18 protein-coding genes are annotated in these 20,761 nt (G+C 68.5%); 15 read left to right on the forward strand and 3 right to left on the reverse strand.

Annotated elements, in window-relative coordinates; all coding sequences use genetic code 11:
• The first annotated feature begins 66 nt into the window (after positions 1-66).
• The 4 genes from QT386_RS16420 to QT386_RS16435 all read left to right on the forward strand — a co-directional run bounded on the left by QT386_RS16420 (position 67) and on the right by QT386_RS16435 (position 3,594).
• Positions 67-1,617 (forward strand): OmpP1/FadL family transporter, encoded by a 1,551-nt coding sequence (locus QT386_RS16420; RefSeq protein ID WP_289274822.1) that lies wholly within the window; start codon positions 67-69, stop codon positions 1,615-1,617.
• Between the two features lie 22 nt (positions 1,618-1,639).
• Positions 1,640-2,587 (forward strand): hypothetical protein, encoded by a 948-nt coding sequence (locus tag QT386_RS16425; RefSeq protein ID WP_289274823.1) that lies wholly within the window; start codon positions 1,640-1,642, stop codon positions 2,585-2,587.
• Positions 2,588-2,725: 138 nt separating this feature from the next.
• Positions 2,726-3,163: a YeeE/YedE family protein gene (locus tag QT386_RS16430; protein ID WP_289274824.1), complete on the forward strand. Its 438-nt coding sequence runs from the start codon at positions 2,726-2,728 to the stop codon at positions 3,161-3,163.
• A complete protein-coding gene (locus tag QT386_RS16435; protein ID WP_289274825.1) occupies positions 3,160-3,594 on the forward strand; it encodes a DUF6691 family protein in 435 nt (144 codons plus the stop codon). Before QT386_RS16430 ends, QT386_RS16435 begins: the two co-directional genes overlap by 4 nt.
• 653 nt (positions 3,595-4,247) lie before the next feature.
• On the opposite strand, the gene QT386_RS16440 is transcribed toward QT386_RS16435, so the two are convergent.
• On the reverse strand, positions 4,248-6,320 hold the full coding sequence (locus QT386_RS16440) for a TonB-dependent receptor (protein ID WP_289274826.1): 2,073 nt from the start codon (positions 6,318-6,320) through the stop codon (positions 4,248-4,250).
• Positions 6,321-6,386: 66 nt separating this feature from the next.
• Positions 6,387-7,424 carry an AraC family transcriptional regulator gene (locus QT386_RS16445; protein WP_289274827.1) on the reverse strand — a complete coding sequence of 346 codons (1,038 nt, stop codon included), beginning with the start codon at positions 7,422-7,424 and terminating at the stop codon, positions 6,387-6,389.
• A 117-nt stretch (positions 7,425-7,541) separates the two neighbouring features.
• Here QT386_RS16445 and QT386_RS16450 point away from each other — a divergent pair, with 117 nt between their 5' ends.
• The 11 genes from QT386_RS16450 to QT386_RS16500 all read left to right on the forward strand — a co-directional run bounded on the left by QT386_RS16450 (position 7,542) and on the right by QT386_RS16500 (position 19,057).
• Positions 7,542-9,044 carry an NAD(P)/FAD-dependent oxidoreductase gene (locus QT386_RS16450; RefSeq protein ID WP_289274828.1) on the forward strand — a complete coding sequence of 501 codons (1,503 nt, stop codon included), beginning with the start codon at positions 7,542-7,544 and terminating at the stop codon, positions 9,042-9,044.
• Between the two features lie 9 nt (positions 9,045-9,053).
• Positions 9,054-9,983: an alpha/beta hydrolase gene (locus QT386_RS16455; protein ID WP_289274829.1), complete on the forward strand. Its 930-nt coding sequence runs from the start codon at positions 9,054-9,056 to the stop codon at positions 9,981-9,983.
• A gap of 45 nt (positions 9,984-10,028) precedes the next feature.
• Positions 10,029-11,711 carry a choline dehydrogenase gene (locus QT386_RS16460; RefSeq protein ID WP_289274830.1) on the forward strand — a complete coding sequence of 561 codons (1,683 nt, stop codon included), beginning with the start codon at positions 10,029-10,031 and terminating at the stop codon, positions 11,709-11,711.
• A complete protein-coding gene (locus QT386_RS16465; protein ID WP_289274831.1) occupies positions 11,708-12,475 on the forward strand; it encodes an SDR family NAD(P)-dependent oxidoreductase in 768 nt (255 codons plus the stop codon). Before QT386_RS16460 ends, QT386_RS16465 begins: the two co-directional genes overlap by 4 nt.
• 140 nt (positions 12,476-12,615) lie before the next feature.
• Positions 12,616-13,305 carry an acetoacetate decarboxylase family protein gene (locus QT386_RS16470; protein ID WP_289274832.1) on the forward strand — a complete coding sequence of 230 codons (690 nt, stop codon included), beginning with the start codon at positions 12,616-12,618 and terminating at the stop codon, positions 13,303-13,305.
• Between the two features lie 10 nt (positions 13,306-13,315).
• The gene (locus tag QT386_RS16475) at positions 13,316-14,455 is read left to right on the forward strand and encodes an acyl-CoA dehydrogenase family protein (protein WP_289274833.1); all 1,140 of its coding nucleotides are present in this window, start codon (positions 13,316-13,318) and stop codon (positions 14,453-14,455) included.
• Positions 14,456-14,471: 16 nt separating this feature from the next.
• Positions 14,472-15,272: an enoyl-CoA hydratase-related protein gene (locus QT386_RS16480; RefSeq protein WP_289274834.1), complete on the forward strand. Its 801-nt coding sequence runs from the start codon at positions 14,472-14,474 to the stop codon at positions 15,270-15,272.
• A gap of 260 nt (positions 15,273-15,532) precedes the next feature.
• On the forward strand, positions 15,533-16,189 hold the full coding sequence (locus QT386_RS16485; protein WP_289274835.1) for a QsdR family transcriptional regulator: 657 nt from the start codon (positions 15,533-15,535) through the stop codon (positions 16,187-16,189).
• A 104-nt stretch (positions 16,190-16,293) separates the two neighbouring features.
• Positions 16,294-18,066, forward strand: coding sequence for an ATP-binding protein (locus tag QT386_RS16490; protein WP_289274836.1), 1,773 nt, complete (start codon positions 16,294-16,296; stop codon positions 18,064-18,066).
• Between the two features lie 85 nt (positions 18,067-18,151).
• Positions 18,152-18,457, forward strand: coding sequence for a hypothetical protein (locus QT386_RS16495; protein ID WP_289274837.1), 306 nt, complete (start codon positions 18,152-18,154; stop codon positions 18,455-18,457).
• Between the two features lie 9 nt (positions 18,458-18,466).
• A complete protein-coding gene (locus QT386_RS16500) occupies positions 18,467-19,057 on the forward strand; it encodes a response regulator transcription factor (RefSeq protein ID WP_289274838.1) in 591 nt (196 codons plus the stop codon).
• A 160-nt stretch (positions 19,058-19,217) separates the two neighbouring features.
• Here the strand turns inward: QT386_RS16500 and ntrC are convergent, their stop codons facing one another.
• Positions 19,218-20,747 (reverse strand): nitrogen regulation protein NR(I), encoded by a 1,530-nt coding sequence (gene ntrC / locus QT386_RS16505; protein WP_289274839.1) that lies wholly within the window; start codon positions 20,745-20,747, stop codon positions 19,218-19,220.
• Between the last annotated feature and the right edge of the window lie 14 nt (positions 20,748-20,761).

The following is a 20,761-nucleotide window of genomic DNA, read 5'->3' on the forward strand; positions in this document are numbered from 1 at the left end:
TTACTTTAGGGTGTACGCCGCATACCCTGCCGCCATAACTATCGTCAGGCCCAGGGTATTCAGAACATGTTTGGGGAATCCACTTCACGCTCGCCGAATTGGCGCCGACTGGCGCTGCTCGTTGCCCTGTCGGCACCGCTGCCGGCGATGGCCACCAACGGTTACTTCGCGCACGGCTACAGCGCCTCGCAGCGCGCCATGGGCGGCGCCGGCACGGCGCTGACCGAAGATGCCCTGGTGTCCACGATCAATCCGGCCGGCCTGGTCTGGGTGGGCAACCGAGTCGACGTCAACTTCAGCGTGTTCGCGCCGGTGCGCGACTACACCACCTTCGCGCGCGGCGAGAATGCCAACATCGGCATCATCTCCATCGACCCGGCAACGGTGAAGAGCGACAACGACCTGTTCTACATCCCCGGCTTCGCCTACAGCCGCCGCATCGACGATTTCTCCAGCTGGGGCGTCGCGGTGTACGGCAATGGCGGCATGAACACCGAGTACCAGGGCAATACCGCGCAGTTCGGCCAGGGCTTCGGCCTGGGTCCGCTGAGCTTCGCCACGCAGTGCAACGGCACGCTCGGCGGCGGCACCCCGGTGGCCGGCCGGGCCGATCCCATCGGCTTCTGCGGCGGCGCCACCAACAAGTCGGCGGCCTCGGTGAACCTGATCCAGCTGTTCGTCGCGCCGACCTACTCCTTCAAGGTCGGCGACCGCACCTCGATCGGCATCTCGCCGCTGATCGCCGGCCAGCGCTTCCGCGCCGACGGCCTGAGCGCCTTCAAGCCCTTCTCCAACTCTCCGGACAAGGTCACTGACAACGGCTACGACTTCTCCTACGGCTACGGCGGCCGCGTCGGCGTGCTGACCGGCGTGATCCCCGGCATCGGCATCGGCGCGTCCTACCAGACCCGCATCCGCATGACCGAGCTGGATGAATACTCCGGCCTGTTCGCCGAGCAGGGTGGCTTCGACATCCCCTCGTCCTGGAACGTGGGCCTGTCGCTGCACCTGAGCGACAACCTGCGTGTCGCCCTGGACTACCAGCGCATCAACTTCAGCGAGGTCGCCTCGGTCGGCAATCCGCTGGACCCGAACCGCTTCGTCAACGATTGCGCCCTGCCGCGCCTGCTCAACGGCATCATCCCGATCGTCGGCAGCAGCGACCAGAGCAGCGCCTGCCTCGGTGCCGACAAGGGCCCGGGCTTCGGCTGGCAGGACGTGCAGGTCTACAAGCTGGGCGTGCAGTACAAGTTCGCCGCGTTCAAGTTCCGCGCCGGCTACAGCATCAATGACGGCCAGCCGATTCCCAGCGACGAGGTGCTGTTCAACATCCTGGCTCCCGCCGTGATCGAGAAGCATTACACCGCCGGCCTCAGCTACCAGTACTCCAAGAGCATCGGCTTCGACCTGGCGGCGATGTACGCACCCAGCAACCCGGTGCGCGGCAAGAATCCGCTGAGCAATGTCGAGGCGACGCTGCCGGAGATCCTGCTCGGCGGCGCGGCTGGCGGCAGCGCGGCGCTGGACAACGCCTTCGGCGTCGATCCGGAAGACCAGGACATCTCACTGGACATGCACCAGTGGGAAATCACGCTCGGCTTCAACTACCGCTTCTGATCCTCACGGACGACCTCTCCCCATGAACATCGCCCGTCGCCCCGCCCAGCGCCTGCTGCGCGACACCCTCGTCGTCCTCTCCGCCGCCGTGCTCGGCATGCTGCTCAGCGCCGGCCCGGCCTGGTCCGCCGAACTGCTCAAGCCCTACGTGCTGGCCTACACCAACACCGCCGATCTCAACACCGAGATCGCCGCGGTGAAGGGCAAGCTCGCCGCCGCCGGCTTCGAGGTCGTCGGCGAATACAATCCCTACCCGAACGCGCACGTCGTCTCCTTCACCAGCGCCGAGCTGAAGGCCGCCGCCGCCAAGCCGGCGTTGTCGGCCTTCGGTGCGGTGCTCAATGTCGGCCTCACGGTGGTGGACGGCAAGCTGCAGGTCGCCTACCTCAACCCTCGCTACCAGGCTGCGGCCTACCGCCTGCCGGTGGACCTCGCCGGCGTCGCGCAGGCGCTGGCCAAGGCGCTGGGCGCCCAGGACAGCTTCGGCGCCGACAAGGGCCGCACGGCGGAACAACTGCGCAGCTTCCGCTACATGGTGGGCATGGAAAGCTTCGAGGACACTTACGACCTCGGCAGCCACGCCAGCTACGAGGATGCGGTGAAGACCGTGGAAGCCAACCTGCAGAAGAAGGTCGGCGGCGCCGCCAAGGTCTTCCGCCTGGACCTGCCGGGCCAGCGCACGCTGTTCGGCATCTCCCGCGCCCAGGTCACCGACCAGCGCGCCAATGACAAGCACATCCTGCAGGACACGGTGGACCAGAAGTTCGCGGTCAAGACTACCTCCTACCTGCCCTACACCCTGCTGGTGGACGGCAAGAGCGTGAAGGCCCAGCACATGCGCTTCCGCATGGCGGTCTGGCATCCTGACCTGACGATGGTGACCTTCGGCAAGCTGATGAGCAGCCCCGGCGCCATCGAGGAACTGCTGGCCAAGGTCAGCGGCGGCAAGAAGGAAAGCTTCAGCTTCTGAGCATGCCCCGCTCAAGCTCCCGTTCGCACTGAGCCGGTCGAAGTGAGAACGGGAGCCGCCGACCCGTACGGTGGACGATCCGCTCATGCTTCGACAAGCTCAGCACGAACGGATAGCCGCCCTTGGAGAGACAAGCCCATGACCACCATCGTCTTCAGTATCCCGGACGCCGCCGCCTCGCTGGCCGGCGGCCTGCTGATCGGCGCCTCGGCCTCGCTGCTGCTGCTGGGCAGCGGCCGCATCGCCGGCATCAGCGGCATCTTCGGCAACGCCCTCAGCACCGGCCGCGACCGCGTGCGCGTGGTCTTCCTGCTGGCGCTGCTGGCCACGCCCTGGCTGTGGCGGCTGGTACAACCGCTGGAGCTCGGCGGCGCGCTGGCCACGCCGCAGTGGGGCGCGTTGATCGGCGCCGGCCTGCTGGTTGGGGTCGGCACCCAGCTCGGCAATGGCTGCACCAGCGGCCACGGCGTCTGCGGCCTGGCCAACTTCTCGCTGCGCAGCCTGGTCGCGGTCCTAACCTTCATGGGCGTGGCGATGCTGGTCGTTGCGCTCGGCTTTGGGGTGACTTCCGCATGAGCAAGCAAGTGATCGCCGCCGCTGCTGCCGGCCTGCTGTTCGGCTTCGGCCTGATCCTGTCGGGCATGACCGACCCCGCCAAGGTCCGCGCCTTCCTCGACATCACCGGGCAGTGGAACCCGGCCCTGGCCTTCGTCATGGGCGGCGCCATCCTGGCCGCCCTGCCGGCCTTTGCCTGGGCCCGGCGCCGCCGCACCACGCTGGCCGGCGCTCCCCTGAGCCTGCCGGATCGCACGCTGATCGACGCCCGCCTGGTCGGCGGTGCTGCCCTGTTCGGCGTCGGCTGGGGCCTGTCGGGCCTCTGCCCCGGCCCGGCGCTGGTGGTCGGCTCCAGCGGCAGCCTGCCGGTGCTGGTCTTCGTCGCCGCGATGGCCTTAGGCCTGCTGCTGTCCCGGCGCTTCCTGGCGCCACGCGCCTCGACCCTGGCCTGAAGCGGCTATCCGCTCCTGCCATTGACAGGTGTAACAGCCGGCGCTGATAGTGAGGCGGTCGGGGCTTCTTCCCCCGATGCTGGTTTCCGCTCCTGCCCCTGACGCCCCTTCCCCGCGTTGGGGGTAGGGGTTGGTTCAGTGCCGCACGGCACTGTGCCTGCGGGCCTCGGAGAGGATTATCCCATTGATTTTACTGCGTTCAAGGCATGTTCCGCTTGCCTTGGAGCAGCCTGCTGCCCGATGTTTTCGAGACGGTCTCCGGCTGGCGTCAGGGCTCTAAAAATCGTTCAGCCAGCGTTCGGTTTCGATCCGTAGAATCTGGTTCCAAGAGATCACCCCCTTCGGTCTCCCAGGAGGTTCCCCCAACCTCCGCACCCCCAAGGTCCGCAGTCCTCCCCCGGCTGCGGGCCTTTTTTGTTTGTGGCGCGACTTAGGTCCGGGTCGCCATCCATGGCGGGGCAGCCGTTACCCGATTAGGCCCCGGGGCGGCCATCCATGGCCGCCCGTGATCCGCCGCAGGCGATGCCATTTAGGCATCGCCTGCGGCGGATCACCCCCTTCGGGCTCCCAGGAGGTTCCCCCCAACCTCCGCACCCCCAAGGTCCGCAGTCACCCCCCGGCTGCGGGCTTTTTTATTTGCGGCGGGATGGCCGTCACCAGTACGCCGTCAGCCCCAGGCGCACGCTGCGCGGCTCTGCCGGGTGGAAGTGGCGGTCTTCAACCCCGACCGGCGGGTCTTGCACCGGCGTTTCGCCCGGCAGTCTCGACTCGTAGTAGTACTCGATGTCGTTGACGTCGCGGTCGAAGACGTTGAACACGTCCAGCGAGACTCTCAGGCGCGGCGAGAAGGCATAGCCGCCACGCAGGTTGACCAGGGTGGAGGAACTGGCTCGCACGGCGTTGTCCTCGATCAGCGGACGGCTGCCCAGGTAGCGCAGGCGCGCGCCGCCGAACCAGCCCTTCCAGCCGTTCAGCACCACGCCGACCGAGGCGGTGCGCTCGACCGCGCCCGGAATGCGATCACCCGCCGGGTCGCTGTCGCGGAAGCGCGGCCGCGACCAGGCCAGGTCGGCGTCCACGATCAGGCCCTTGTGCGGGGTCCAGTAGTTGGAGAACTCGATGCCCTGGCGCCGACTCGGCCGCGTGGCCTCGGTGTTGCCGGCGTCGCCGATGAACAGCAGCTCCGAGTCCAGGTCGAGCTGCCACAGCGTCAGCGCGGTCTGCAGCGAGGGCAGCAGTCGCGTCTGCAGGCCAACCTCGTAGGATTTGGCACGCACCAGCAGGTCCACCTTGTCGGCCGGCTCCACCGGGTTGCTGCCCGGCACCACGGTGATCGTCGCACCGCGTGCGTCGTTGCTGTGGAAGCCGTAGCCGCCGTTGAGGAAGACATGGGTCTGCGAGGTCGGGGACCAGATCAGCGACAGCTTGGGCGAGAGGATGGCGTCATCGGCCTTGCCGGAGTTGGCGGCGTTGTCGGAATCCACGTCCACACGGTAGTGATCGGCACGCAGCCCCAGCACGCTGCGGAAGGCCTTGTTCCACTCGATGCTGTTGCTGTACCAGGCGCCGGCGCTGAGCTGCTCCACGCCGTCCTCGCGCACGGTGCTCAGCCGCTGCCGCCGCACGGTACGGTGCAGACCCACTTCGCCGATGTCGTCATAGCGCAGGTCCAGGCCCAGGCGCTGGTGCATATGCCTGCCCAGCCACTCGCCATGGTGCTCGTGCACCAGGCCCAGGCCGCCGTAGCGGCGCTGGTCCACCTGCTCGAACTGGTCGCCGTCGGCGGGTTTGTCGAGGAAGTAGGTGAAGTTGGAGAACAGGTCCAGGTCGTAGTCGACGAAGTAGGCAGTGGCCCGTGTCTCCGACGTCTCCTTGCCCCGGGCCCAGTCCAGCGACAGGCTGTAGCGGTGGCTGTCGCCACCGGTGGAATCGTCCAGCGAATCGAAGCGGCCGATCTGGCCGCTGTCCACCGCGCGCTGCGGGATCTGGTCGGTGGCGGTCCAGCGATTGGAATAGGCCATGCCGGTGACGGACCAGGCACCTGCGTTGTTGCGCCAGCCGTAGCGCAGCAGCGCGTTGTACTTCTCGGTGTCTTCCGGCACGGTCCAGGGGCCATCCTGCGTGCTGGCTTCCACGGCGGCCAGCAGCGTGCCGGCGCCCACGGCGCCGGAACCGGCGGCGAGCACGCGGCGGTAGCCGTCCTCGCCGATCTCCACGGTGGACAGCGGCCGCGGCAGTTGCTGCATCAGTTCCAGGTGCGCCGCGCCCGCCGCGGAGAAGTCACCCTCCTCGGCGTAGTAGGAACCCTTGCGGTATTCGATGGAGGAGACCAGCTCGGGGATCACGAAGCCCAGGTCGGTGTAGCCCTGGCCGTGGCCGTGCGTGGGCATGTTCACCGGCATGCCGCCCACCGTGGTGCGGAAGTCGGTGCCGTGGTCTAGGTTGAAGCCGCGCAGGAAGTACTGGTTGGCCTTGCCGTCACCGCTGTGCTGCGTGACGATCAGACCGGGCACCACCTCGAGCAGTTCGCCCGGGCGCAGACGCGGGCGGTTGGCCAGCTGCTCGGCGGTGACGGTGCCCTCGCTGGCGCTGCTGCGCGCGGTGTTGGCGCTGGCGCGGATCTCCACCGGGGCCAGCTCCACCGGGACCGTCTGCAGGCCGCCGGCCATGGCCTGGCCGGACAGCAGGCAGGCAGCGGCGGCACCCGATCGTGCGGCGATTCTCATGAACGTCTCCTCACTATTTGTAATTTTTACAGCCTGTCCAATTCTGTAGGCAAGCGGGGCCGGCACTCAAGGGGCGCCGCCACCCAGCTCGCCCAGGCGCTGCGCCCGGTAGGCCATCGGCGAAATACCCTTCCAGCGCTTGAAGGCGTGCACGAAGGCCGCCGGCTCGGAATAGCCCAGGCGCATCGCCACTTCCTCGAGCTTCATCTTGGCCGTGGTCAGCAATTCCTCTGCCAGGGCCTGGCGCACCTCGTCCACCAGCGCGCGGAAGGAGGTGCCCTCCTCGTCCAGCCGGCGGCGCAGGCTGCGCACCGCCATGTTCATCTCCGCCGCCACGGTCTCGACCCCAGGCATGTCGCCGGGGTTCTGCAGCAGGCGGTCGCGCACGCGGCCGGCAACGCCGATGCGTACCCGACGGCGCGCCAGCAACTGCCGGCACTGCTCCTGGCCCATGCTCGCCATGATGCTGTTGCCCTGCGGCAGTGGCGCGTCGACGTAGGCAGCGTCGAGCCAGGCGCTGTGCTCGGCAGCGTCGAAGCGTGGCTCGGCACCCAGCAGGGCGGTGTAGCGATCGGCGTAGGCCGGCCGGCGGAAGGCGAACTGCGCGCCCAGGATCGGCAACCCGCCGGGACGCAGCTCGCGCACCATGTTGATGAAGGCGGCGAAGTCGCGCTCCAGCAGGAAGCGGCGCGTGTCCTCGGGAATCTCGCGGTCGTCCATCAGCACGTGCAGCTCGCCGCGCTGCTCGCGCAGGCCGAAACGCACGAAGGCGTAGGACAGGTCCAGGTAGCGCAGGGCGATGTCGGCGGCGCTGCGGAAGGTAGGGCTCGACAGCAACGCGAAGCCCCAGATGCCGTAAGCCGAGAGGTGATAGCGCTGGCCCGCCTCCAGACCCAGGCCGGGAACATGGCCCAGGGCCTTCACCAGGTTGCCGGCCAGGCGCAGCTCCTGCGCCGCGGTGATCTCCTGCTGCGGGTCGGCCAGCGCCTCGGGGCCAATGCCGGTGCCCTCCAGCGCCGCCGCCGCGGGCAGGCCGTGGTCCGCCGCCAGCTGCAGGAGCAACTGGGCACTGACGACGCTGCGGCGAACCTGTTGGTAGGGCATAGTCTGGGATGGGAGACGTGGCCGGAATTATCAATGTAATGGCCGTGCCCGTCATCCACGCAAGGGGCCGGTGACGCCATGATCCGCCCCACGGTTAACAGAACGACGAGGAGAACCATGGCCACTACCACCAATGGACCGCTGCAGGTCGCCATCATCGGCGCCGGCTTCGGCGGCCTGGGCCTGGGCTATTACCTGAAGCAAGCCGGCATCGAGAACTTCACCCTCTTCGAGAAGGCGGACGAGGTCGGCGGCACCTGGCGCGAGAACACCTACCCGGGCTCGGGCTGCGACATTCCCTCGCACCTGTACTCGTACTCCTTCGAGCCGCACTACCCCTGGGCCTACCGCTACGGCAAGCAGTCCGAGATCCTGGAGTACCAGCGCTACGTCACGCGCAAGTACGACCTGGGCCGGCACATCCGCTTCAATGCCGAGGCCGCCAGCGCGGAGTTCGACGAGGCCAGCGGCCTGTGGACGCTGCAGCTGGCCAATGGCGAGTGCATCCAGGCACGCCACCTGGTCAGCGGCGTGGGCCAGCTGCACCGCCCCGCCTATCCCAAGCTGCCGGGCCTGGAGCGTTTCAAGGGTAAGGCCTTCCACTCCGCCCGCTGGGACCACTCCTTCGACCTGAAGGGCAAGTCCGTGGCGGTGATCGGCACCGGCGCCAGCGCCGTGCAGTTCGTGCCCGAGATCGCCAAGCAGGTGGACCAGCTCTACGTCTACCAGCGCACGCCGGGCTGGTTCATCCCCAAGTTCGAGAAGGCCTTCGGTCCGTTCACGCAGTGGCTGCTGAAGACCTTCCCGGTGATCCACGACATCGACCGCTGGCGCATCTTCCTGATTACCGAGACGCTGGCCAACGCCTACAACGGCACCAAGTGGATCGAAAGCCTGGTGACGCTGCTGGCCAAGGCGCACATGCGCATCCAGGTGCGCGACCCGGAGCTGCGCAAGCGCCTGACCCCGGACTTCCCCGTGGGCTGCAAGCGCATCCTGCTGAGCAACGACTGGCTGCCGACCATGGCGCGGCCCAATGTCGAGGTGGTCAGCGAGGCGGTGCGCGAGATCACCGAGGACGGCGTCATCACCGCCGACGGCAGGCTGCGCAAGGTCGACGCCCTGGTCTACGGTACCGGCTTCACCGCCACTGACTTCCTGGCGCCGATGAGCCTGCGCGGCCTGGCCGGCCGCGACCTGCACCAGAGCTGGAGCAAGGGCGCCGAGGCCTACCTGGGCATGACGGTCTCCGGCTTCCCCAATTTCTTCATGATGTACGGCCCCAACACCAACGTCGGCTCGGGCTCCATCATCTACATGCTGGAGTGCCAGCAGCGCTACATCGTGCAGATGGTGCAGGCACAGCAGAAGCAGGGCTGGCGCTACGCCGAGCTGCGCGCCGAGGCGCAGGCCGCCTACCGCGCCGAGATCGAGCGCCGCAGCGCGGAGACCACCTACTCCGGCAACTGCCAGAGCTGGTACAAGACCGCCGAGGGCCGCAACACCAACAACTGGGTCGGCACCATGCTGGAGTTCCGCCGCCGCACCAAGCTGCCGGACTACGCCGCCTACCGCACCGCCCCGCAAGAAGCCGCCTCCACGCTGTCGCGCGCGGCCTGAGGAGAACCCATGTCCGGAACCCTTCTTCGCAATACGCTGCGCACGGTGGTGCGGCTGACGCTCAAGCCGATGCTCGGGCCCTCGCTGTCCATCACCTCGCAGCGCCGCATGCTGAAGCTGCTCGGCGTCGCCACGCGCGTGCCGCGCGACGTGCGCGTGACCCCGCGCATGCTCGGCTCCGCACCCGGCGAAACCCTGCAGCCCTCCGGGCCGGCCTCGCGGGACGGCGTGATCCTGTTCCTGCACGGTGGCGGCTACTGTGTCGGCTCGCTGGACTCGCACCGCCCGCTGAGCGCCACGCTGGCCAAGGCCAGCGGCCTGACCGTGTTCGCGCTGGACTACCGCTTGGCGCCGGAGCATCCATACCCCGCCGCGCTCAACGACGCGGTGTCCGCCTACCGCACGCTGCTGGATGAAGGCCACACGCGTATCGTGCTGGCCGGCGACTCCGCCGGCGGCGGCCTGGCGCTGGCCACGGCGCTGAGCCTGCGCGATGCCGGCCTGCCCCCGGCCGCGGCCCTGCTGCTGATCTCGCCCTGGGGCGACGTGGGCTGCAGCGCCTCCACCATGGCCAGCAAGGCCGCGGTCGACCCGATGCTGTCGCAGCCGTCGCTGCAGCGCTGGGCCGCGGCCTATGTCGGCCGCGTGCCCACCGACCACCCGCTGTGCTCGCCGCTGTTCGCCGACCTGCGCGGCCTGCCGCCGGTGATCCTGCAGAGCGGCGAAGACGAGATCCTGCTGGACGACACGCTGCGCCTGGAGAAGGCGCTGACGCAGGCCAAGGTGCCGGTCACGCTGCAGGTCTACCCCGGCCTGTGGCATGACTTCCACCTGCAGGCCGGCATCCTGGGTGACGCCGACGAAGCGATCGGCAAGCTCGCGGATTTCGCCAGGTCCACCCTGGCGGCCGGCAACGCGACCGCCCGTCGCGGCGCTTGAAAACAAGACAGATCGAGTTCCCGTAGCGCAACGGAGGAGAGAGCCGTGGCCGAGTACGACTACATCGTTGTCGGGGCCGGCTCTGCCGGCTGCGTCGTCGCCAACCGCCTGTCGGCGGACGGGCAGCGCCGCGTCTGCCTGCTGGAAGCCGGGCCGGACGACACCAATCCGCTGATTCACATGCCGCTGGGCGTGGTGGCGCTGGTGCGCGGCTGGTTCGCCAACTGGAATTTCTGGACCGAGCCGCAGCCGCATTGCGCGGGCCGGCGCATCCACCAGCCGCGCGGCAAGGTGCTGGGCGGCAGCAGCAGCATCAACGCCACGGTCTGCACCCGCGGCCACGCCTGGGATTACGACCACTGGGCCGAGCTCGGCTGCGAGGGCTGGTCCTATGATGAGGTCCTGCCCTACTTCGTACGCTCCGAGAACTACCAGGCTCCACTGGCGGAACGCGACCGGCGCTTCCACGGCCAGGATGGCCCGCTCAATGTCACCGAGCGCCGCTACACCAGCCCGCTGAGCGAAACCTTCATCGAGGCCGCGCAACAATGCGGCCATGCGCGCAACGACGATTTCAACGGCGCCGAGCAGGAGGGCTTCGGCACGTTCAAGGTCTTCCAGAAGGACGGCGAGCGCTGGAGCAACGCCCGCGCCTACCTGACGCCTGAGGTGCGCAACCGCCCCAACCTGACGATCCTTACCGGCGCGCAGGCGCTGCAGGTGCTGCTGGAGGGCAAGCGCGCCGTGGGCGTGAAGCTGCGCCGCGACGGCCGCGACGAGGAGATCCGTGCGCAGCGCGAGGTGATCCTGTCGGCCGGTGCTTTCCAGTCTCCGCAGTTGCTGCTGCTCTCGGGCATCGGCCCGCGCGCGGAGCTGGAGAAGCACGGCATCCCGGTGCGCCACGAGCTGCCGGGCGTGGGCGAGAACCTGCAGGACCACCTCGACGTCATCATCGAGACCAGGGCCCGTAGCCGCGCACCAATCTCCTGGCACCCCACATCCTTGCTGCGCTCGCTGCGCAGCCTGTTCCAGTATCTGTTCCAGCGCAAGGGCGAGCTCAGCAGCAACGTCGTGGAGACCGGCGGCTTCTTCAAGTCCTCGGCCGACGAGCCGATCCCCGACCTGCAGTGCCACTTCGCGCCCACCGCCAACGTCGAGAACGGTTTCCGCCTGGCGGCGATGCTGGACTACCGCTACATCGCCTTCGTCTGCGACCTTCGCCCGCTGGCGCGCGGCCGCGTGGGCCTGGCCAGTGCCGACCCGCTGGCGCCGCCGCGGATCGACGGCAACTTCCTCAGCCAGAAGCGCGACGTCTCCCGCCTGGTGGCCGGTGTGCGCGCCATGCGCCGCATCCTGGCGCAGGCTGCCTTCGACCCGCATCGCGGCGAGGAGCTGTCGCCCGGCCCCGCCGTGCAGAGCGACGCCGAGCTTGAGGACTGGGTACGCCGCAACGCCGGCTCCAACTTCCACCCGGTGGGCACCTGCAAGATGGGCGTGGACCCGATGGCGGTGGTGGACCCGCAGCTGCGCGTGCACGGCCTTCAGGGTCTGCGCGTGATCGACGCCTCGATCATGCCGACCCTGAACGGCTCCAACACCAATGCCCCCTCGACCATGATCGGGGAAAAAGGCGCCGCTCTCACCCTTGCGGGCGGGGCGGAGCCGGCACGCTTGCGGCAGGCTACGCACCCCGCAGAAAAACCAAGAGTCCTGGAGACCACAGCATGAAAATCGAGAATTCCGTCTTTATCATCACCGGCGGCGCCTCCGGCCTCGGTGCGGCCACCGCCCAGGCCCTGGCCGCGCGCGGCGGCAAGGTGCTGATCGCCGACCTCAACGAGGCCGCCGGCACGGCCCTGGCCACGGAGCTGGGCAACGGCGCGCGCTTCGTGCGCGTGGACGTCAGCAACGAGGCGCAGGTGCAGGAAGCGGTGGATGTCGCCGTCAAGGACATGGGCGGGCTGCACGGCGTGATCAATTGCGCCGGCATCGGCACCCCCGAGAAGGCCCTGGGCAAGGAAGGCCCGCAGGCGCTGGCCAACTTCCAGCGCGTGATCAACATCAACCTCACCGGCAGCTTCAATGTCATCCGCCTCGCCGCCTGGGCCATGAGCCAGCAGGCGCCGAACACCGACGGCGAGCGCGGCGTGGTGATCAACACCGCCTCGGTCGCGGCCTTCGACGGCCAGATCGGCCAGCCCGCCTATGCCGCCTCCAAGGCCGGCGTGGTCGGCATGACCCTGCCGCTGGCACGCGAGTTCTCGCGCTTCGGCATCCGCGTGCTGACCATCGCCCCGGGCCTGTTCGAGACCCCGATGATGGCCAGCCTGCCGCCGGCCGCGCAGGAGGCCCTGGGCAAGTCCGTGCCCTTCCCGCCGCGCCTTGGCCGTCCCGCCGAATACGCCCAGCTTGCCGTGCAGATCGTGGAAAACGTGATGCTCAACGGCGAGACCATCCGCCTCGATGGCGCGCTGCGCATGGCACCGAAGTAAAGCCACCGCTTGTCTCCTCTCTCCCGCTGGCGGGAGAGAGGCCGGGAGAGAGGGTCTCTGTAACGCTCCACCGGAAACAGACACCCTCCCCCCACCCCTCTCTCGCACGCGGGCGAGGGGAGTTATTTCAGGATCTTGATATGAACGCCCCGCTCTCCGCCCCCGCCGTCATCCAGGCCCCCGCCCCCTGGGACCTGGTCGGCCGCGGCTACATCGCCATGCTGCGCTTCTCGCCCGACAGCAAGGTGCAGGACACGTTCCTGCCCAAGACCCTGCTCGGCAAGCGCGGCCGCTCGCCCTACGGCTGGCTGATGTTCGTGGACTACCAGAGCTCGGACGCGGGCCCCTACCACGAGCTGCTGTTCATCCCCGGCAGCTTCCCCTTCGAGGACGGCCAGCGCCACCTGTCGATCAGCCGCATCTTCGTCTCGACCATGGACAGCGTCGTCAACGGCCGCAACAACTGGGGCATCCCCAAGGAGCTGGCAGACTTCGACGTGCGCTATGGCGAGAAGGGCGTGGACCGCGTGACCCTGTCCAAGGACGGCCGCGTGTTCGCCGAGCTGGAGTTCAAGAGCTACCCGTTCTGGATTCCGTTCCTGACCGCGCTGATCCCCAAGTCCCTGCGCACCCTGGGCCAGCACCATGACGGCAAGACCTTCGTCTACACGCCCTCGGCCCGCGGCTGGATCAAGCCGGCACGGACGATGCGCGCCCGTGCCGATGCCGCTATGTTCCCCAATCTCGGCCGCGCCAAGGCCCTCATGACGGTGGAAGTGCCGCGCTTCCGCATGACCTTCCCCGTCTCGAAAATCATCAACCGCAAATAAGGTCCTGCCTATGAAACGCCCCGCCATCGACTCCGACATGGAGCTGTTCAGGGACAACGCCCGCAAGTTCTTCCAGACCGAGATCCGCCCGCATTCCGAGCGCTGGCGCGAGGCCGGCATCGTCGACCGCGAGGCCTTCCTCAAGGCCGGCGAGGCGGGCTACCTGTGCATGTGGATCGACGAGAAGTACGGCGGCCTGGGGCTCAAGGACTTCCGCTACGAGCAGATCCTGATCGAGGAGAACGCGCTGCACGGCGACAGCGGCTACTTCATCACGCTGCACAGCCGCCTGGTGGCGCCGTACCTGGAGCATTTCGGCACCGAGGAGCAGAAGCAGCGCTTCTACCCGGGCATCATGAGTGGCGAGAAGATCATGGCCATCGCCATGACCGAGCCGGACGCCGGCTCCGACCTCGCCGGCATGAAGGCCCGCGCCGAGGACAAGGGCGACCATTGGTTGCTCAACGGCTCCAAGACCTACATCTCCAACGGCATCCTGGCCGACGTGGTGATCGTGGCCGCCAAGACCCATCCGGAGAACCCGCACGGCGTGACGCTGTTCCTGGTGGAGCGCGGCATGGAGGGCTTCGAGCGCGGCCGCATGCTCAAGAAGATGGGCATGAAGTCCCAGGATACCGCCGAGCTGTTCTTCCGCGACGTGAAGGTGCCCAAGGCCAACGTGCTGGGCCAGCCGCATGCCGGCTTCTACCAGTTGATGAAGGGCCTGGCCGAGGAGCGCCTGATCGCCGCCGCCGGCAACGTCTCCGGCGCCCGCGCCGCGCTGGACGTGACCAAGGAGTTCGTGCGCAATCGCAAGGTCTTCGGCAAGCCGCTGTCAAAGATGCAGAACACCCGCTTCAAGCTGGCCTCGCTGGATGCCGAGCTGGACATCGCCCAGGTCTACGTGGACCGCTGCGTGGAGCAGCACAACCTCGGCAAGCTCGACCCCACCGACGCCGCACGCGCCAAGCTCTACACCAGCGAGCTGCAGGGCCGCATGGTGGACGAGGGCGTGCAGCTGCACGGCGGCGCCGGCTACATGGAGGAATACCCGATCTGCCGCATGTACCAGGACGAGCGCATCCATCGCATCCTGGCCGGCACCTCGGAGATCATGAAGGAAATCATCGCGCGCTCGACGCTCGACTGATACGACGGAGGTCGGCGTGGACTACCAGGAAATCCTCTACGGCGTGGATGACGGCGTGGCCGTCATCCGCTTCAACCGCCCCAAGGTCTACAACGCCATCACCGGGCAGATGCTGACGGAGCTGGACGATGCCTTCGTCCGCGCCGGAGCCGATGCCGCGGTGCGCGCGATCGTGCTCACCGGTGAGGGCAAGGCCTTCTGCTCCGGCGCCGACCTCGCCGCCTCGCTGGCAATGACGCCGCGCGACGCGCAGGGTCGTCTGGACCCGGGCCAGGCCCTGGAGGATTTCTACAACCCGCTGATCCTGAAGATGCGCGCGCTGCGCAAGCCGATCATCTCCGCGATCAACGGCATCGCCGCCGGCGCCGGCGCCAACCTCGGCCTGATGGCCGATCTAACGGTCTGCGCCCGCTCCGCCTACTTCCTGCAGGCCTTCGTCAACATCGGCCTGATCCCCGACGCCGGCGGCACCTGGGTGCTGCCGCGCTTGGTCGGCCTGCAGCGCGCCATGGGCATGGCGATGCTCGGCGAGAAGCTGCCCGCCGAAAAAGCCTTGGCCTGGGGCCTGGTCTGGGACGTGGTGGACGACGAGCAACTGCTGCCCACTGCGCTGACCCTGGCCCACAAGCTGGCCAATGGCCCGGCCGCCGCGCTGGAGCGCATCAAGCAGGCGATCTACGCGGGGAATGGCAGCACGCTGGAAGAATCTCTGCAGATCGAGCGCCGGCTGCAGGGCGAATGCGGGCACTACGACGAATTCACGGAGGGCGTGAGTGCCTTCCTGGAGAAGCGCAAGCCGGTGTATCGCAAGGGCTGAACGCCAGCCCTGACCCGCAGGCCCTGAACGCCATGCCGGCTCCCGCTGGCGTGGCGTTCCTGTTTGCGCGGCGCAAAAAAAGCCCGGCGTGCGCGGCGCCGGGCCGAGCCCCACGACCATTGCGGGAGACGCCCCAGGGCGCTTCCCTCGATGTTCCTGGCCGCCATTGCAGTGGCCGATGAATGAGACACTACGTAGTACGTGTCTCTTAGTCAATACATGATATTGCTCGTGTCTCAGGCCGGCCGTATGCTGTCGGCATGTCGCCCACCGCCCCCAAGCCTGCCCGGATCGCGCCGATCCCCGCGCTGCAACGCAGCGCCGCGCAGGCGACTCCGACGGACATGTTCCGGGCGGCGCGGCGGATCTACCTGGCGGGCGAGAAGCTGGACATGAACCAGCTGGCGCTGCAGCTGGGTATCGCGCGGGCCACGCTGTATCGCTGGATCGGCGACCGGGACCGCTTGCTGGTCGACGTGATCTGGTCGCTGACGCAGCAGACCCTGGAGCGCGCCGCCGCCCGTGCCGCCGGCCAGGGAGTGGCGCGCCTGGAGGCGATCTTCGGCGAGCAGGTGGAAGTGATCGCCACGGCGGTGCCGCTGCGCCGCTTCCTGGAGCACGAAGGCCAGGCCGGCTACCGCCTGGTGACGCATCCGGATGGCGTGCATGGCCGCCTGGTGCACGCCGACATGGCGTTGATCCGCCAGGAGATCGAGGCCGGGCGGTACCGCCCGCCAGCCGACCTGGAGACCCTGGTGGAAGCCATGGTCAGCGTGGGTGAGCACTTCCTCTACTCCGGCCTGATCGGCGGCTTCCACCCGCAGCCGGACAAGGCGCGGCGGGCCATCGGCCTGCTGCTGCGGGAAAACACCGGCGAGCCCCCGCGGGCCGGGGCCGGCAAGCGCCGCCGGGCCTGATCCCCCCGGCGGAGGGGTATGCCCTGGGGCGCCGCCGCCCTAGGCTGCTCGCACCTTCCCCGGGGACCCGGTTACTGTGCCACCCTGGATCACCGGTTGCCGTCATGCGTCCGCCCTTTGCGCTGTTCAACTACCAGGCCTACCCGCCGCCGCTCGCCACCGAGATGCTGGCGCTGGGCTGGAGCAGCCTGCGCCCCTGGCTCTCGCCGCTGGCGGTGGCGGTGGTGGCCGGCCTGTGCTGGGACGTCAACGATCACGGCTTCCTGCTCGGCTGGCTGGCGATTAGCATCGCCAACGGCATGATCGGCCTGGCCATGCGGCGCCACTACCAGCAGCTCAGCGCGCCGGTGCTGCCGCTGGCGCAGTTGCGCATGGGCGAGTGGCTGGCGCTGCTGCATGGCGGGGTGATGCTGGGTGCCATCTGGGGGGCGCTGGGTTTCCTGCTGGTGCCGGCGCCGGCCGGGCACAACCTGATGATCGTGATGATCTACATGGGCGTCAGCGTGTCGGCTTCCTCGATGGCGTCCTTCGGCCTGGCGCATGTGTGCTCGGCCTCGCTGGTTTCGCTGCTGTTCCTGCTGCCTTCGCTGCGCCAGACCTTTGCCGACAACTGGCTGCAGCTGGCGATCATGTTCGTGTTCTTCCATGCCACCATCATCCAGGCGGTGCTGCTGCGCCATCACGGCAATGCCCGCACGCTGATGCTGGAGAAGGAGAAGGACCGCCTGATCGAGGAACAGCGCATTGCCGTGGAGAGCGCGCAGCGCGCCAACCGCGAGAAGTCGGCCTTCCTCGCGGCGGCCAGCCATGACCTGCGCCAGCCGCTGCATGCACTGATGCTGACCAGCCACGCGCTGCGCATGCGCGTGCCGGGGGAGGAAAGCCGCGAGCTGGTGGACCGTGTACTGGAAGCCGGGCAGGCGCTGTCGGACCAGTTCAACAGCCTGATGGACCTGTCGAAGCTGGAAGGCGGCGCCTACCGCCTCAATCTGCAGCCGACCCCGTTCCTGGAGCTGCTGCCGCGTGCCATCGCGGCACACCGGCAGATCGCCGGCTACAAGGGGATCCGGCTGCGGCTGCGCATCGACCGGCGCCTGCAGCAGCGCGCCCTGGATACGGACCCGGTGCTGCTGGGCCGCGTGCTGCACAACCTGCTCGACAACGCCATCAAGTTCTCCACGCCCGATCGCGCGGTGCTGCTCACGGCGCGGCGGCGCGGCGGTTCGGTGGAGCTGGCGCTGCAGGACCAGGGCATCGGCATCCCGGCCGAGCAGGTGGCCGAGGTATTCAAACCCTACGTGCAGTTGCACAACCCCACCCGTGACCGCAGCCAGGGCATCGGCCTGGGCCTGAGCATCGTGCAGGAGGCCTCCAACCTGCTCGGCGCGCGGCTGTTGCTGCGCTCGTGGCCCGGCCGCGGCAGCCGCTTCACCCTGCTGCTGCCGGCCACGGCGTTGATCGCCCTGCCCGTGCGCGGGCTCGCGCCGCGGGAGTCCGTGCCCCAGGCCGCGCCGCTGCAGCGCCTGCGCGAGCGTCACCTGCTGCTGGTGGAGGACGACCCGATGGCGGCGAGCGCGCTGGCCACCTGGGCCGGCGACTGGGGCCTGCGCGTGAGCCACCGCAGCGATCCGGCACAGGTGGAAGAGACACTGGCGCCCGACCTGATCCTCTGCGACGTGCGCCTGCCCGGCGGACGCGACGGCATTGACTGGCTCACCGACTGGCTGGCGCAATGGCCGGATGCGCGTGGCCTGCTGGTGTCCGGCGAGCTGGCGCCCGAGACTCACCAGCGTGCCGAGCAGGAGGGCCTGCTGCTGCTGACCAAGCCGGTAGCCCCGGAGCTGCTGCTGCGCACCCTGGCCGGGATGGCGCCGTGAACGCCGCCCCCACTACAGAGGGGTACTCGCCGGCCACCACGGCGGGTCTAATGGCGCAGCCCTTCCGCTCCAGGCTCGCCCACCCATGGCCGACGGCTCCCATTACGCTGGCTATACCCGCTACGAGGCTGCCGAGCTCGAAGCGGCGTTCGAGCGGGTGCGGGAGCAACTGCCGGTCATGTTCCGCAGCTTCTGGCATCGCGCGGAGATACCGTCCGGCAAGCCGGCGCTGTTCCGCATCCATGCCGAGGACGGTTCGCCGGTCCTGCAACTGGAGCGCATCGACACCGGCCGCTATCGCAGCGTCGGCCTGTGCCGTGGACGACGGATCGTCTTTGCCAACTGCTGCCCTTCCATCGACGACGCGTTGCGCGCCGCCGGCCTGCTGTAGTCTCGACCCATGCGCCTACTGATCGTCGACGATCACCCCATGACCTGCGCCGGCCTGCGCAGCCTGCTGCAGGCCTGCTATCCACAGGCGCGCATCGACACGCTGCACCAGCTCGACGCCGAGGCCCAGAACGGTCGCTGGGACTACCTGTTCCTGGACATGCATTTGCCGGGCATGCGTTTCGAGGATTCGCTTGAGAGGCTGGCACCGCGCCTGTCGCGCGTGATCCTGATCTCTGCCGCGCCGGAGCCGGAGGCGGTGGACCTGGCACGCCGCCGCGGTGTCTGCGGCCTGCTGCTGAAGAACGCCGACATCGACCACCTGCTGGACGGCTTCCGCCGGATCCAGGAGGGCGAAAAGGTATTCGTGGATTCCGAGGAGATGATCGGCCTGCGCGCGCCGCCGCAGGAAGCACTGACCGAGCGCCAGCGGCACATCTACGAGGCGCTGCTCGGCGGCTTCTCCAACAAGCAGATCGCCCGCACCCTGGGCATCAGCGAGTACACGGTGAAGGAACACGTCACCGCGATCCTGACGATCTTCGGTGTGCGCAACCGCCTGGAGCTGGTGCTGAGGCAGCAGAAGGCGCCGGTGGTTTAGCGGTGGGACGCTGCCGCTCCGCCCCCCGCGAAGACGAAAATCTCCGGGATTCCCAACCTGGGGCGGGGTCGCCATCCATGGCGAGACTTCAGTGACTCGAGCAAACCCCTGGGCGGCCATCCCTGGCCGCCCGCGAAGACGAAAAATCTCCTTTGGAGATTTATTCGTCTTCGCCCATACCCAATTCCTTGATCTTGCGTGACAGCGTGTTGCGCCCCCAGCCCAGGCGGCGAGCCGCTTCCTGGCGCTGGCCGCGGGTGGCGGTCAGGGCCGCTTCGATCATCACGCGCTCGAACAGCGGCGTCGCCTCGCCCAGCAGATCATCCTTGCCGGACTGCAGGGCGGCATCGGCCCACTGGCGCAGTTCCTCGTCCCAGGCACCGGACGACGCGCCGGCCAGCGGCGCGCTCGGCGGGGCCGGGGCCGTGACGGGTGCAGCCACCACCGGTGCCGATGTGGCCGTGGGCATGACCGGCACCGGCGCCACAACGGCCGCCACGACCGGGGCCGCAGCAGGCGCGGCGGCGTAGCTTGCGGGGCGCACTTCCGGCGGCAGGTCCTGAAGGTGGATGTCCTGGCCCGGCGCCATCACGGTGAGCCAGCGGCAGATGTTCTCGAGCTGGCGCACGTTGCCGGGCCACTCGAAGGTCTTCAGGCGCTCCACCACCTCGGGCCGCAGACGCTTGGGCTCGGTCTTCAGCTCCTCCGCGGCGCGGGCCAGGAAGTGGCGCGCCAGCTGCGGCACGTCCTCCGGGCGTTCGCGTAGCGCGGGGATCCGCACGCGAATGACGTTGAGGCGGTGATAGAGGTCTTCACGAAAGCGACCGTCCTTTACCAGCGACTCCAGCGCCTGGTGGGTGGCGGCGACCACGCGCACGTCCACACGGATCGGCGCGACACCGCCCACGCGATAGAACTCGCCGTTCTGCAGTACGCGTAGCAGGCGGGTCTGCAGGTCGGCCGGCATGTCGCCGATTTCGTCCAGGAACAAAGTGCCGCCGTCGGCCTGCTCGAAGCGGCCCTTGCGCTGCGTGGCAGCGCCGGTGAAGGAGCCGCGCTCGTGTCCGAAGAACTCCGATTCCAGCAGGTCCTTGGGGATCGCCGCAGTGTTGATGGCGATGAAGGGCTTGGAGGCGCGCGGGCTGTTGACATGCAGCGCGCGGGCCACCAGCTCCTTGCCGGTGCCGGACTCGCCGGTGACCAGCACGGTGATGTTGGATTGGCTCAGGCGGCCGATGGCGCGGAACACGTCCTGCATCGCCGGCGCCTCGCCGATGATGTCGGCGCTGGACTCCAGGCCCGCCGGCTCGGCCGGCTCTTCCAGCTTGCGCGCGGCTCGGCGCACCAGGGAGGCGACGCCGTCCACGTCGAAAGGCTTGGGCAGGTACTCGAAGGCGCCGCCCTTGTAGCTGGCCACGGCGGCGTCGAGATCGGAGTGGGCGGTCATGATGATGACCGGCAGTTCCGGCTTGGAGCGGTGAACGCGCTGCATCAGCTCCAGGCCGTTGACGCCGGGCATGCGGATGTCGGAAATCAGCACGTCGGGCGTGTCGTCGTTGAGGGCGTCGAGCAGCTCGGCGGCGCCGGGGTAGCTCTCCACGCGCATGCCTTCACGCGCCAGCGAGCGTTCGAGCACCCAGCGGATGGACTCGTCGTCGTCCACCACCCAGACGCGCAGTGCGGCGCTCAAGGCGACACTCCACG

Origin of the sequence: Solimonas sp. SE-A11, assembly GCF_030345715.1 — a bacterium.
Taxonomy (GTDB): Bacteria; Pseudomonadota; Gammaproteobacteria; order Nevskiales; family Nevskiaceae; genus Solimonas_A.